This window comes from Bradyrhizobium sp. BR2003, assembly GCF_009720285.1.
Classification (GTDB): Bacteria; Pseudomonadota; Alphaproteobacteria; order Rhizobiales; family Xanthobacteraceae; genus Bradyrhizobium; species Bradyrhizobium elkanii.
In genome coordinates, this window is sequence record NZ_SMYJ01000030.1 from 195,119 (window position 1) to 208,761 (window position 13,643).

At 65.8% G+C, this 13,643-nt stretch carries 12 protein-coding genes and 1 riboswitch; of the genes, 2 read left to right on the forward strand and 10 right to left on the reverse strand.

Features of this window, described 5'->3' with window-relative positions; translation table 11 throughout:
- Positions 1-63: 63 nt before the first annotated feature.
- Positions 64-213, reverse strand: a complete 150-nt coding sequence (locus tag E2I15_RS39730) for a helix-turn-helix domain-containing protein (RefSeq protein ID WP_349629414.1) — start codon at positions 211-213, stop codon at positions 64-66.
- A complete protein-coding gene (locus E2I15_RS25305; RefSeq protein WP_246667916.1) occupies positions 191-1,102 on the reverse strand; it encodes an AraC family transcriptional regulator ligand-binding domain-containing protein in 912 nt (303 codons plus the stop codon). The genes E2I15_RS39730 and E2I15_RS25305 overlap by 23 nt, the downstream gene beginning before the upstream one ends.
- A gap of 316 nt (positions 1,103-1,418) precedes the next feature.
- Between E2I15_RS25305 and E2I15_RS25310 the strand changes: the two genes are divergently transcribed.
- Positions 1,419-1,709, forward strand: coding sequence for a hypothetical protein (locus tag E2I15_RS25310; RefSeq protein WP_196238938.1), 291 nt, complete (start codon positions 1,419-1,421; stop codon positions 1,707-1,709).
- 125 nt (positions 1,710-1,834) lie between these two features.
- Here the strand turns inward: E2I15_RS25310 and uca are convergent, their stop codons facing one another.
- From uca to E2I15_RS25345, 7 genes are all read right to left on the reverse strand, one after another.
- On the reverse strand, positions 1,835-5,377 hold the full coding sequence (gene uca, locus E2I15_RS25315; RefSeq protein WP_137476928.1) for an urea carboxylase: 3,543 nt from the start codon (positions 5,375-5,377) through the stop codon (positions 1,835-1,837).
- A gap of 3 nt (positions 5,378-5,380) precedes the next feature.
- Positions 5,381-6,034, reverse strand: coding sequence for an urea amidolyase associated protein UAAP2 (locus E2I15_RS25320; protein ID WP_137476927.1), 654 nt, complete (start codon positions 6,032-6,034; stop codon positions 5,381-5,383).
- Entirely contained in the window at positions 6,031-6,876 is an 846-nt protein-coding gene (locus E2I15_RS25325; RefSeq protein WP_137476926.1) for an urea amidolyase associated protein UAAP1, read from the reverse strand. The genes E2I15_RS25320 and E2I15_RS25325 overlap by 4 nt, the downstream gene beginning before the upstream one ends.
- A complete protein-coding gene (locus E2I15_RS25330) occupies positions 6,873-7,706 on the reverse strand; it encodes an ABC transporter ATP-binding protein (protein WP_137476925.1) in 834 nt (277 codons plus the stop codon). Before E2I15_RS25330 ends, E2I15_RS25325 begins: the two co-directional genes overlap by 4 nt.
- Positions 7,703-8,521: an ABC transporter permease gene (locus E2I15_RS25335; RefSeq protein WP_137476924.1), complete on the reverse strand. Its 819-nt coding sequence runs from the start codon at positions 8,519-8,521 to the stop codon at positions 7,703-7,705. The genes E2I15_RS25330 and E2I15_RS25335 overlap by 4 nt, the downstream gene beginning before the upstream one ends.
- Positions 8,522-8,552: 31 nt before the next feature.
- Positions 8,553-9,626, reverse strand: coding sequence for a putative urea ABC transporter substrate-binding protein (locus tag E2I15_RS25340; protein ID WP_137476923.1), 1,074 nt, complete (start codon positions 9,624-9,626; stop codon positions 8,553-8,555).
- Positions 9,627-9,704: 78 nt separating this feature from the next.
- Positions 9,705-9,815: riboswitch (guanidine-I (ykkC/yxkD leader) on the reverse strand.
- 334 nt (positions 9,816-10,149) lie between these two features.
- Positions 10,150-11,937, reverse strand: a complete 1,788-nt coding sequence (locus E2I15_RS25345; protein WP_137477001.1) for a peptidoglycan-binding domain-containing protein — start codon at positions 11,935-11,937, stop codon at positions 10,150-10,152.
- 528 nt (positions 11,938-12,465) lie between these two features.
- Here E2I15_RS25345 and E2I15_RS25350 point away from each other — a divergent pair.
- Complete coding sequence (locus E2I15_RS25350; RefSeq protein ID WP_137476922.1) at positions 12,466-12,909, forward strand: hypothetical protein; 444 nt, start codon at positions 12,466-12,468, stop codon at positions 12,907-12,909.
- A 46-nt stretch (positions 12,910-12,955) separates the two neighbouring features.
- Here the strand turns inward: E2I15_RS25350 and E2I15_RS25355 are convergent, their stop codons facing one another.
- Positions 12,956-13,639: a hypothetical protein gene (locus E2I15_RS25355; RefSeq protein WP_137476921.1), complete on the reverse strand. Its 684-nt coding sequence runs from the start codon at positions 13,637-13,639 to the stop codon at positions 12,956-12,958.
- Positions 13,640-13,643 lie beyond the last annotated feature (4 nt).

Genomic DNA, 13,643 nt, shown 5'->3' on the forward strand with positions numbered 1-13,643 from the left:
CGGAGTGCGCTCCGCCAGGTCTTGCTAGTCTGTGCCAGCTACTTGAGAGCTCGTGTCAGCCCATCACCGATCGCCATTCGAACTGCGATAGGCCCTTGGCGTCAAGCCGGTCCAACGGACGAACGCATGTGTGAAGGAAGAGACCTCGCCGTAGCCCAATAGCCACGCGATTTTGGAAATCGGCAGTTCCTCATCTTCGGCGGGCAAGGGCAATTCGAAACGCCTTGAGAACGTCTGAGAAGTCCGCCCCCTCCGACGACAACGCTCGAGCGAGCGTCCTCCGGCTCATGCCAAGACGACGCGCGACCGCCTCGGCATTGGCTTTGCCGTGCGGAAGCAGCTGGGCGATATGGCCTTCGACGCGAGATCGCACGCTGCTTCGTCTTGGTGCCCGGTTACGAAGCGCTTCGTCGGCATATTGGAGCAACATCCTGTTGAGATGCAGATCAGCACCCACGACAGGCAATGCGCCGATCCGGGACGGAAACAAGAGCTCGTCCCTGTCCGCCGCAAATTCGATCTCGCATCCGAGAAGGGATCGCACATCCAACGGCGTTTCTCGTCTGGAGTGCCTCAACTTGATTTGCTTCGGGACCAGCCTGCCGTCAGTCAGCGCGCGGCAAATACGGATCAGCGCAACCAGCCAGAACTCCGCATGGTGACGATCCGACGACCGATCGATGTTGACATATTCGAAGCCGATGGCGAAGCCGCGATCCAGCGAGCTCCGCAACCGCACACCCTCGTTGTTGATCGCGCAGTAGCGTCCGCCGATTTGCAAGGCATCAACGAGATGCTCCGATGAAGCCATGACGTAGTACAGAAGCCCGATCTCCCCCAGCTCGAAGCCTTGAGCCAGATGGAATCCAAAGCAGTCGTCCTGCAATTCCCTTGCGGCGAGTTCGAGCAGCCTGACCTGCGCTCGCGCATCGATGCGGCGCTTGCGGTCCTCGACGTCGTCGATTGCCAGGCCTGCAGCTGACACGATCGGGGCCGGATCAATCTGCGCATCCCGCAGCCGGGCACATGCGAGACGCGCGATCCCCCCGGCAGAGCTCGGTATCGACGGCAAGGCGCTTGCACGGCGTGTCGCGGTTTTCATTCGGCACCGAACTGTGTTCGTGGCTCAGCGTCGGGAGCTTCCGGGATCGGATTTTGACCTATGTCAAACGGGCTCATGGGTTCGAGGCATCCGGTCTGACACCATCTCGCAATTTAATGACCCGGGATCGCAAGACGCAACGGACGCAAATCGTCTAGCCGATTGCTTCGCGGCCACTCTACTGCTGCCTTGAAACGACGGCAGTCGGCTTCCAATCGGGCCCGCGCGGGGCGAACTCGTCATGGGCTTGGTCAAGCATGCAAATTCGCTGGGGCAGACGATTGGCGCCGAAGCGAACGGCCATATGAGTTAGGTCGTGGTTGAAGAAACACGTGCCCAGTATAGCGGCATTCATCGTTCAATTCATTACACGATCATTGAAGGCGAGGCTGCGGGCACCTGGCGTTACTCGTTTTCCATCGGCGATCGCAACTTCTCGGGAACGGTTCAGGCGGTCCTGGGATTGCTGGCGGCACGCCGCGTAAGGATGAAGATCGATCGGGTGTTAAGGCAAAACGCGTCAATTGATGATCAACGCTCGCAGCGGCCGGAGAAAGAGGGCGGGACGCCCCCTCCGCGCGTCCCACCGGCCGATCCCAAGGACTAAAGCGCGATGTGATCAGGTTGAATCGTCATCGCGCTTTGGCTCTTTGTTTGAGCATGATCTTTTCGGAAAATCGCTTCGCATTCGCACTTTTCCGGATCATGCTTCGGCGCGGCCGTGTAGCCGTGCTAGCCCGGCCGGAGCAACGCCACGACATCGCCCGCGCGCAGCGTCTGGCCGGGCTTCACCGGCACCGACGCAATGCGGCCCGCCGCGGGCGCGTGCACCGAGATCTCCATCTTCATGGATTCGATGATGGCCAGCACGTCGCCGGCCGCGACCTTGGCGCCCTCCTCGACCAGGACCTTCCAGACGTTGCCGGGTACTTCGGAAAACGCGCCGATCTGACCGTCGGGAATCCCCGTCGCCGTGACACCCGCATCGACCGACTCCGCCGGTGCCTCGTCGAGCTTCATCTCGCGCCAGCGCTGGCGCTCGGCATCGAACGCTGACTGCTGCGTTGCCTTGAACGCCGCGATCGACGGCCGCGCCTCGGCCAGCGACCTGGCGTAGTCAGCGTAGGAGAATTCGCGCTCTTCGATCCGGATGTCGTATTGGCCGTGCGGGAACGCGGCGCGGGCGTCGAGCAGTTCATCGGCGTCGACCGGGAAGAAGCGGATCTTGTCGAAGAACCGCAGCAGCCAGGGATGATTGGGCTCGAACACCCGCGTGGTGCGCCAGGTGTTCCAGACCTGGATGGTGCGGCCGAACAGCTGGTAGCCGCCCGGCCCTTCCATGCCGTAGATGCACATATAGGCGCCGCCGATCCCGACCGCGTTCTCCGGCGTCCAGGTCCGCGCCGGGTTGTACTTCGTGGTCACCAGCCGATGCCGCGGATCGAGCGGCGTCGCCACCGGTGCGCCGAGATAGACGTCGCCGAGGCCGAGCACGAAGTAATCGGCGTCGAACACGATGCGGCGGACATCGTCCTCGCTCGCAAGTCCGTTGATGCGCCGGATGAACTCGACATTCGACGGACACCACGGCGCATCCGCGCGCACCAGCTCCTGATATTTGCGCATCGCGAGCTCGGCCTGCGGATCGCGCCACGACAGCGGCAGATGCACGGTGCGGCTCGGCACCCGCATCGCATCGACCGGCGGCAATTCGCGTTCGATCCGCCGCAGCACGTCGAGCAATTTTCCGCGCGACAACGCGGTGCCGTCATAGTGAATCTGCAGCGAGCGGATGCCGGGCGTCAGATCAATCAGGCTGGCGAGCTTCGCCTCCTCCAGCGCCTGCGCCAGCACATGCACCCGCAGCCGCAGCGCGATGTCGAGCTCCATTGGGCCATATTCGACCAGGAGATTGTCGTCGCCGGCGCGGCGATAGACCACCGGGATCGGGCCGTCATCATTGCGACCGACGATCGCCGATCCAAGTTCGGGCGCGCGCAGCACCGTGGGGCCGGCGACCGGATCGTCGCGTTTCACCGGCACGAAGCGGACGGTGTCACCGGGCCGGAGCTGGCCAACCTTCCAGAGCTCGTCGCGCGCGACCACTGCCGGACAGACGAAGCCGCCGAGGCTCGGTCCATCGGGGCCGAGGATGATCGGCATGTCGCCGGTGAAGTCGATCGAGCCGACCGCGTAGGCGTTGTCGTGGATGTTCGACGGATGCAGCCCGGCCTCGCCGCCATCGGCACGGGCCCAGCGCGGCTTCGGCCCGATCAGCCGCACGCCGGTGCGCGCGCTGTTGAAATGCACCTCATAGCTCGCCGCGAACAGCGTTTCGATATCCTCGTCGAGGAAGAAGTCCGGCGCGCCGTGCGGGCCGTAGACCACGCCGATCTGCCAGGCCGACGTGAGTTGCGGCCGCTCGTCCTCCGTGGCGGGCCGCGGCGCCGCAAGGCCCGATGGCTCGGCGCCGACATGCAAGACGTCGCCGGCCTTCAGCGAACCCGTCGCATGGCCGCCGAAGGCGCCGAGCGCAAACACGGCACGCGACCCGAGAATTTCGGGCACGTCGATGCCGCCGCGCACGGCGAGATAGCTGCGCTGGCCCGGGCCCTTGATGCTGCCGATGGCGAGCGTCTGGCCCGCGCGCACGGCGAGCGGTTCGTCATACGCGACATCGGTGCCGTCGAGCGATGCCTTCATCTGCGCGCCCGAGAGCGCGACGATCGCATCGGTGTTGAAGCGCAAGGTCGGTCCGTTGACCGTCAGCTCCAGCGCCGTCGTGGTCTCCGGATTGCCGACCACGCGATTGGCGAGGCGAAACGACCGTTCATCCATCGGCCCGCTCGGTGGCACGCCGACATGCCAGAGATGCAAGCGGCCGGGCAATTCCTGCACCCCGCTCTGCGCCCCCGGCGCGACGACGTCGATGGTGCGCGGCCGATAGGCGAAGGCGCCGAGCACGCTCGTCGCCACCTGGCCGCCGCGGAACACGTCGGAGGCTGCAATCGCGCGCAGATAGTCGAGATTGGTCTCGATGCCGGCGACGACCGTATCGTCCAGCGCCTGTGAAAGCCGCGCGATCGCGGCCTCGCGGGTCTCGGCTGAAACGATGATCTTGGCCAGCATCGGATCGTAGAACGGCGACACTTCGGTGCCGGTCTCGATCCAGCCGTCGATCCGCGCATCCGGCGAAAAGCTGACCTGCGTCAGGCGGCCCGCGCTCGGACGAAAGCCGGCGCCCGGATTCTCGGCATAGAGCCGGACCTCGATCGCAGCTCCCTTTGGCGCGAGCGCGCCCGCCTGGCCGAGCACGTCGTCGCCGGCCGCCTGCCGGATCATCCATTCGACGAGGTCGACGCCGGTGACCTGCTCGGTGACGGGATGCTCGACCTGCAGGCGGGTGTTGACCTCGAGGAAGTAGAAATCCTCACGCTCGACGTCGTAGATGAACTCCACCGTGCCGGCAGATTCATAAGACACGGTCTTGCCGAGCGACACCGCGGCCGCATGCAGCCGCCGGCGGATGTCGGCGGACAGCCCCGGCGCGGGCGTCTCCTCAAAGACTTTCTGGTTGCGCCGCTGCAGCGAGCAATCGCGTTCGCCGAGCGCGACCACGTCGCCCTTGCCATTGCCGAAGATCTGCACCTCGATATGGCGGGCACGGGCGACGAACCGTTCGAGATAGACCCGGGCGTCGCCGAAGCTTGCCCGCGCGGTGCGCTGCACCGATTCGAAGCGCTCGCGCAGCGTCGCCATGTCGTGGCAAAGCTGCATGCCGATGCCGCCGCCGCCCGCCGTGCTCTTCAGCATCACCGGAAAGCCGATCGCTTCCGCCTGCAGCATCGCCTCGTCGATGGTCTCGAGCAGCCCGGAGCCCGGCAGCAGCGGCACGCCGCTGCGCTCGGCGATCTCACGCGCGCGGTGCTTGAGGCCGAAGGCGTCGAGATGTTCAGGCCGTGGCCCGATGAATTTGATGCCATGCTCGGCGAGCCGCTCGGCGAAGCGGCGGTTCTCCGACAGGAAGCCGTAGCCGGGATGGACCGCCTGCGCACCGGTGGCAAGGCACGCCGCCATGATCGCATCGACATTGAGATAGCTCTCCGCGGCGGGCGCAGGACCGATCCGCACCGCCTCGTCGGCGTCGAGCACCGGCCGGGTAAAGCGGTCGGCGTCGGAATAGACCGCGACCGAGCCGATGCCCATGCGGCGCAATGTTCTGCCGATCCGCCCGGCGATCTCGCCGCGGTTGGCAATCAAGACCTTGCTGAACATGCCTCACGCCTCCGGCTCGAAGATCGCGACGTCGAAGATCGTGACCTGAACCGGCGTCGGGAAGAACCCGTTGCAGGGATTGTTGATCTGCGGACAGTTCGAGATCAGGCACAGCACGTCCATCTCGGCCACCAGCTCGATGGCGTCGCCGGGCCTGGAGACGCCGTCGACCACAGTGAAATTGCCAGCGGGATCGATCGGCACGTTCATGAAGAAGTTCAGGTTCGGCACGATGTCGCGTTTCGACATGCCGTATTTCGCGGCTTCGATCACGAAATTCTCGCGGCAGGCGTGCTGGTAGCGGGTCTGGTGCCCGAACCGTACGGTGTTGCTCTCGCAGGAGCAGGCGCCCGCCGACGTATCGTGCAGGCCGCAACTGTCCGCTGTCACGCGCAGCATCACGCGGCCTTCGTTGGACATGATCCTGGTGCCGAGCCCGACATAGGCCGAGCCCTGCGCGCGCAGCGTGTCCTGGCCGCTGTAGCGCTCGCCGAAATCACTGGCGCAATAGAACAGCGTGTCGACCGCCTGCTGGCCATGGCTATCGGTGATCCGCAGCGTCTGACCCTTGCGGATGATCGCCGACCACGGCTTGCGCGCGGGAATTTCGACATCGAGAACGATGCGGCCGCCGGTGCGAACAGATTGCGTGGTCATCGCACGGCTCCTTCCAGGGTTTCGCCGAGATACAGCGCATTGTTCTGATAGGCGCGGACCGCTTCCGCGGTGGCGGTCCGGCACAGATCGTCGGCCATGGGCGCGGCCGCGCGATAGCGCACGATCTCCACACTCGCCTGCGGATAGATTTTCGCGGGATCGAGCGGATGCGGGCAGTTCGACAGCGCAATCAGAAGCTCCATCTCCGCGCGCAGATCGACGAAATCGCCCTGCTGCCGCCGCTGCTCCGACCAGACAAACTTGCCGTCGGCGTCGATCGCGACCGGTGCGAAGAAGCTGACACAGGGATGGACGTCGCGGCGATCAAGGCCAAGCTTGGCCGTGGCGAGAATGAAATTGTCGCGCGTGTTGCGGAAATTGCCGTCGCCGTATTTGGCCAGGTTGGTCGCCGCGGTCGAGCCGCCGACCACGGCATCATGCGCGGCGCTGCTGTCCTCGGTGATGCCGAGCAGCGCGCGCCCCATGTCGGACAGCAGCACCCGCCCCTTCTGCAGCCGCGCCGCCCACTGCACCTTGATGGTGTCGGCGTGGTTGAGCCGCTCGGTGGTGTCGGCGCTGTTCCAGGCGAGCAGGCTGACGGTCGACGCCCCCGACGTGTTGACGATGCGCAGGGTGTCGCCGCGGTTCAGCCGCGTGGTCCAGTACCAGCCGGACGGGATCGTCTCACGGTGAATGACCGTGTCGGCATCGATCGGCGCGGCGTCGCGCGCAGTCGGCGCCGGCAGTGCCCGCGGCGCGTGCTCCTGCCCCGCCGCCTTCAGCTCGTTATACCGCCGGGTATGCGCGGCGATCTCGGCCTTTTGTTCCTCTGACAGGATCATGGTTGCTCCTTCAAGACGAGAGCGCCGGGCCGTCCCGGCTGATGCTCCTTGCCTGACCGGGTCGTCCCGGTCGGAGCTGGTTGAGTGATGGACCGCGGCTCCGCGCTGCGGCGCGGAAAGATCTCCAGGTCGCGCGACACGGTGGCGCCGTAGCGCTCGCGCTCCTCGGGCCGGTTGCGTTGCCGCTCCAGCGCGATCACGCGCGTCGCGAGCCCGAAGGCCTCGCTGAGGTCATGCGTCACCATCACGACGGTGAGATGGGTCTCGTTCCAGAGCCGCTTCATCAGAAGGTGAATGTCGGCACGAATACCCGGATCGAGCGCGCCGAACGGCTCGTCGAGCAGCAGGATCTTCGGGCCGCGCATGATCGCCTGCGCCAGCGCGAGGCGCTGCTGCATGCCGCCCGACAAAGCGGACGGATATTTGCTCTCCTGACCGGCAAGCCCGACCTCGGCGAGCAGCTTCATCGCTTCGTCGGCGGCGGCGCGCCGCGCGGCGCCGAACAGCCGGCCGGTGAATTTGGCGTCGCGCAGTTCGCGGCCGAGCATGACATTCTGCAAGACCGTCAGATGCGGAAACACCGAGTAGCGCTGGAACACCACGCCGCGGTCGGCGTCCGGCTCGCCGGCCAACGGCTTGCCGTCGACCAGGATCTGCCCGCGGGTCGGCTGCTCCTCGCCGAGCAGCATGCGCAGCAGCGTGGTCTTGCCGCAGCCGGACGGGCCGACCAGCGCGATGAAGGCGCGCGGCTCGACCTCCATCGTGATGCGCTCGAGCACGATGTGGTCGCCATATTCCTTCCACACGTCGTCGAAACGGATCGCGCTCATTCCGCCCTCACCGACGCAAACCAGGGAAACAGCTTGCGCTGCATGACACGCAGGCCGACATCGATCAGGAACGCCAGCAGCGTGATCCAGGCGACGTAGGGGATGATGACGTCCATCGCGAGATAGCGCCGGACCAGGAAGATCCGGTAGCCGAGCCCGGAATCGGAGGCGATCGCCTCGGCCGCGATCAGGAACAGCCACGCCGGCCCGAGCTGCAGGCGCAGCACATCGATCAGCCGCGGCAGGGTTTGCGGCATCGCGACCCGCAGCGCGATCTGCCAGGTCGAGGCGCCGAGCGTCTGTGCCTTGACGATCTGCTCGCGCGGCAGCTCCTGCACCTTCATGGCGAGATCGCGGATCATGCAGGGCAGCGTCCCGATCACGATCAGCGCGATCTTGGAATTCTCCCCGAGCCCCATCACGATGAACAGGATCGGCAACAGCGCCAGCGGCGGCACCATCGACGTGACAGACACGAACGGCCCGAGCAGGGCGTTGGCGCCCGGCAACAGCCCGATCACGATGCCGAGCACCAGCGCCGCCACCGTCGAGATCGCCAGCGCCGAGCCCAGCCGCCCCAGGCTGGCGACAGTGTCGGAGGCCATCAGATAGCTGCCGGTGCGCGGATCGACCTCGAACGCCATCTGCTTGACCGCCTGCACCATGCTCGGCAGCGCCGGCAGCAGCTTGTCGTTGGGGTTCTGCGCGAGCCGCGCGCTGGAGCCGGCGAAGTAGGCGATTGCGACCAACAGGAACGGCAGCGCGAGCAGATAGAACCGCGTCTGCCGTCCCGGCCGTATGTTCACAAGTCGCATGGTCGGCTCCTGCCTGATGCGCACTACATGGTCACAGCTTGCCCTTGGCGGCTTCGTCCATGTAGGTCGGGTCGAAGCGCAGCTTGACGTTCGACTTGTCGCCGAGCACCGACTTGTCGGCGAGCTCGATCCCGACCGCGTCGACCGATTTTGCGCCCTTGCCGAGCAGGTCCTTCTCGAACAGGAATTTCCGGACCCGATCCATGGTCGCGCCGACCGTCTGGCTGCGCGTGAAGGCTTCGGCATCGGTCGCCTTGTCGAACAGTTTTGTGGTCGAGAGCTGGCTGTCGAAACCGGCAAGGTCGGTGCCGGAGGCCTTGGCCATCGCTTCCTTGGCGGCCTTCGCCGCGGCATCGTTCGCCGTCATCTTGGACAGCGTCTCGTACCAGATGCCGACCAGCGCCTTGGCGAAATCCGGATTGTCCTTGGCGACCGCGGTGTTCACCACCATCAGGTCCATGATCTCGCCGGGAATCTGCGAGGAATCGAACACCTTTTTCGCGTCGGGCGAGCCGAGGATTTCGGTCACGATCGGATTCCAGGTCACCACCGCGCTGACGTCAGGCGTCTTGTAGGCGGCCGCGATATCGGCGTCGGAGGTGTTGACGACCTTGACGTCCTTCTCGCTCAGCTTGCTGGTCTCGAGCGCGCGCGCCAGCAGATAATGCGACACCGAGAACTCGACCAGGTTGACCGTCTGCCCCTTGATCGCGGCGAGATCGGCCTTGTTCTTCAGGATCACCGCGTCGTTGCCGTTGGAGAAATCGCCCATCACGACCGCTGTCGTGTCGACGCCGCCAGCGGCCGGAATCGACAACGCGTCCATGTTGGTGATGGTGACGGCGTCATAGCCGCCGGCGGTGTACTGGTTGATCGATTCGACGTAATCGTTGAATTGCTTGACCTCGATCGCGATGCCGTATTTGTCGGCCCACTTCTTGACGATGCCGGTGTCGGCCGCATAGCCCCACGGCATCCACCCGACATAGATCGACCAGGCGACCTTGAAGCTTTTCTTCGGCGCAGCGTCGGCCGCAGGCGCAGCCGCGAGCACGACCGCGCAGCCGATGACAACAGAGCGAAGGAAGAAAACGAATTTGTTCATTGCCGATCCCTCTTGCGAAATTTCACAAAAAGGGACTGGCGAAAAGACCATCGCTCCGCCAATCCCTTGGCTGACGAGGTCTCCCGGGCTTTTATCCCGCCGTGCACCTGCGGGGATGTCTCCCCCGCAAGCGGCTGCTCTCGGACCAGCACCTTGCTTGGCAAGATCGGAACCCTAGCGGCCAACTCAGCGCCATTGATGCACGAGGCGTGCCAGCGGGCCGGCAGTTGAATCTCATGAGATTTTTCGGCGCGCACCGCGGCGCCGCGACGGTGCCTTGCTTAAAGATTGCGCAGACCTGCTCAGAATTGGCTCTGTCCTTTCGCCGCCCGCATCAGCAGGATCGCACGATGGCTGATGTCGAGGGGAGTTCGATGCGCAAGCTTCTGAGCGTTCTGTGCGCCGGCCTGTGGCGCGGGCTGCACGGCCGGTTCGGTTTGGTGCCGAAGTCCGGCGTGAAAGGCTGATCGCAAGATCGCAAGAAAAGAGCCCCGCTCTGCAGCGGGGCCCCTGTCCACGGATTCTATTTCCGATCGGAGTTTTGCGCCGGCGTCTGCGGGCTCTGGCCTGAGCCTGACGACGGCGGATTGTTGTTCTGGTTGGGCTGGCTGGACTGCGCATCCCGGCCGGCATTTGGCTGGTTGCCGCTGCCCTGACCGACGGTCGACTGGTTCTGCGGCGCAGCCTGGCCCGTCGTATTCTGCTGCGGGGCCTGCTGCTGAGCGGACGGCTGATTTCCGCTCTGGCCGGTTGTCGACTGGTTCTGCGGCGAGTTCGCCTGACCCGTGGTCTGCCCGGTCGTGTTCTGCTGGGCAGGCTGCTGGGCGCCGGTCTGGCCGGTCGACTGGTTCTGCGGCGCGTTGTTAATCTGACCAGTCGTCTGTCCAGTCGTGTTCTGCTGGGTGCGACTCTGGCCGACCGTCGACGACGCGCCCGCGCCCTGACCGATCCGATCCGACAGGCCCAGCGCAGTCACCGTGCGCGTGTCGATGCTGCCGCTGGTCGTGATGCCCTCCTGACGCTGGAAGGTGATCAGCGCCTCGCGGGTCCGCGATCCCAATACGCCGTCAGCCTCGCCGACCAGCAGGCCGCGGTCGATCAGCAGCTGCTGCACCTCGCGGATCTGCTGCGGGTTCAGGTCCATCATCGCAACGCTACCGCCACCACCACCGCCGCGATGGCTGAAGCGCGTCCGCGGTCCGACCGGGACGACGTCGACGACACGGCGCTCGCGATCGAGGAACACGACTTCATCCTCGACGACGAAGAAGCTGTCGTCGCGATAATACGGGAACGCATCGATCAGCGCCGGGAAGGCGGCGACCGACACCACGTTGAACCTCCGCGGCACCACCACGCCCGGATTGACCGCGAAGTTGATCGTACTGACATTGACGCGCGGCGCGTTGCGCGCCGACAGCACCGAGCGCTGGATCGTGCTCTGCTGCTGCGCGGTCACGGTGCGCCCAGCCTCGGTCTGGACCGTGGCGTTCGACTGGGCCTGGGTCTGAGCGGTTGTCCCGGCTTGTCCCTGAGCCTGACCGGTGGTCTGTCCGGGGTTCATCCGGTTTTGCGTCGTACCGGACTGCGGAGCGGCCGCGCCCGTGGTCTGGCCGGCTCGCGTATTCGGGGCTGCCGTCGGGCTCTGGCCGGTGGTCGTGTTCGCACCCTTTGCCTGGCCCGTGGTCGTGCTCTGGCCGGTCGTCTTGCCTTCAGTCTTGCCTTGAGCCTTGTCCTGAGCCGTCCCTTGAGCCGTCCCTTGGCCGGTCGTGGTCCCCTGGCCGCGGTTCACTGTGTTGGCGCGGTTCTCCTGCTGCTGCTGGCTTTGCCGCGTCGTGGTGCCACCGCGTTCGCGGGATTCAGATCGGCCCATCTGCTCGCGCTGGTTTCGGCTCTGGCCGACGGTCTGCTCCTGCTTGCTCTGGCCGCGCTGGCCCTGCTCGGCCCGGCCGCTCTCGCGGGCCTGGCCGGTGGTCTGGCCGCGCTCGGCCGCACCGCGGCCCATCTGACCTTCGGCCCGACCGCCCTCTCGCGCGCCTTGGCTTTCTCGTGTGCCGCCTTGGCCGCGACCGACCGTCGTGCCTTCGCTTCGAGACGTCCCGGGACTGCCATGCATTGCACCGCCGGAGCTGCCGGCCGACGGGCCTGCGGATCGGCCGTGTTCGCCACCGCCTGTGCCGACGCTTCCGCCGCCACCCACGCTGCCACCACCCATGCCGCCCCCGCCGCCGCCCTCGCGCATGCCCTGCGCCGATGCGAGGCTGACGCCGGCCAACAGCACGGCCGTCGTCAGCAGAAATTTGCTCTTCATGATCTTGCTCTGCATTACCAATTCCTCCTGGAGCTTGGCGGCTACCCGGATTGCGAAGCTGGCGCCAATGGCCGGCGCGCTCCGCACCGCGGCCGCATTCCAACAAAGCCGGCGAGGACGCGGCACAGCCGTGTGCGCTTCTCACCGGTGAACTCTGAGAAAACAGCGTCGCCGCCCGCACCGTTCCTAGATGCCGCAGCGACGCGACATTTCTCACCAAGGGAACTGCCACGCGATCATCCTTCAGGAACCGATGGCCGCGCTTTGCCGTTTTGAAATGAGGCGTGGGTTCGCCGTCACGTCGATGTTCAGCAAGCTCGCGCGGATCATCCGCTGCGACCGGCGGAGGATCGGAACAGGTTCCGTTCGGCCTTGAACATTTGCGTCGCCGTCAACGGCAGCACCACTGTGGCTATCTCGTCACCAGGGCTTGTTGCAGGCCCGGTTCGTCGCAGGCGGGCCGCCATTCGCAACCAATGCCCCCCTGCCCCGTTGACCGGCAGGGCAAACATCATCGAGGAGGATCCCATGAGGACGACAGGCCTTGTTCTTGCAACAGTCGGTGTGCTTGGGGTGAGCGCCATCGCAGCCCCGGCGCCCGCCGAAGCACGGTGGGGACACGGCGGGTGGGGGTGGGGTCCCGCGGTCGCAGGCGGATTGATCGCCGGCGCAGTCGTCGGCGGCCTCGCCTCGTCAGCCTATGGTTATCCGGGCTATGCCTATGGTTACGGCTACCCCGGCTACGGCTACGGTTACGGCTATTCGCCCGCCTATTACGGCTACGGCGGCTATGCCTATGACGACGGCTATTACGCTGCGCCGTATCGTTGGGGCGGCGGCTACACCACGACATATTACAGCGGATACCGGCCGGCCTATTACGGCTACCGCTATCGTCACGTGGTGCGCCCAGCATATGCCTACTATCGCGGCGGCTACCCGCGCTGGCATCATCGCTGGCGTCATTGGTGAGATCGGCCGAATCGACGCGACGCGGCGGGCCAGCCGACCAGCAGCGTTACCCGGCGACCCGCAGCGCCGTCACCGCGACGCAGGCATTGCCTAGCGGAATCAGCACCACCTGTGCACCGTTCGGCAGTGCGATCGTTGCGAGGTCGCCGAGCGCGCCGGTTTGTCCGTTGAGCTTCGCGAGCTCGGCGGCAACCGTGGAGCAATTCTCCGTCCGCGGCGTCACCCGCACCAGATTGCCTTCGCAGGACGATCCGACCGGCGCGGCAAACACGATGCCGGCGGCCTGCTGATTGGCGGCGGGGGTGGCTTGGCTGGGCTGGTTAGGTGCGAGCGCGACCAGCGACTGCACCGAATGCGAATTGCCGGCCTTGGCGTCCCACTGCGACTGCGCGGTGTAGGTGGAGTTCATCGCGAGACCGCGGCCGAGCGTCCCGAACAGATTGGCGCAGGCCACAATGTTGCCCTGCCGCGCATGCTCCTCGAACACGGTCGGTTGCTGCCCCGCCTGCTGCGGCGGCACGGATGCCGCGGCGGCCGGCGGCGTCTGCGTCTCCTGCGGACGCGGCTTGTGCGGCTGCGGCTTCGCGGCAGCGGCGGGCTTCTTGGCCGGCGCCGGCGTCGCCGGCTGCAATGGTACCGGCAGGCTCTGCTGCGCGTAGACCACGACGCCGGCAGCACCGAGTGCGGCCACGACGACCGCAACAAAGATCAATCCAAGGGTGCGCCGCATCGAC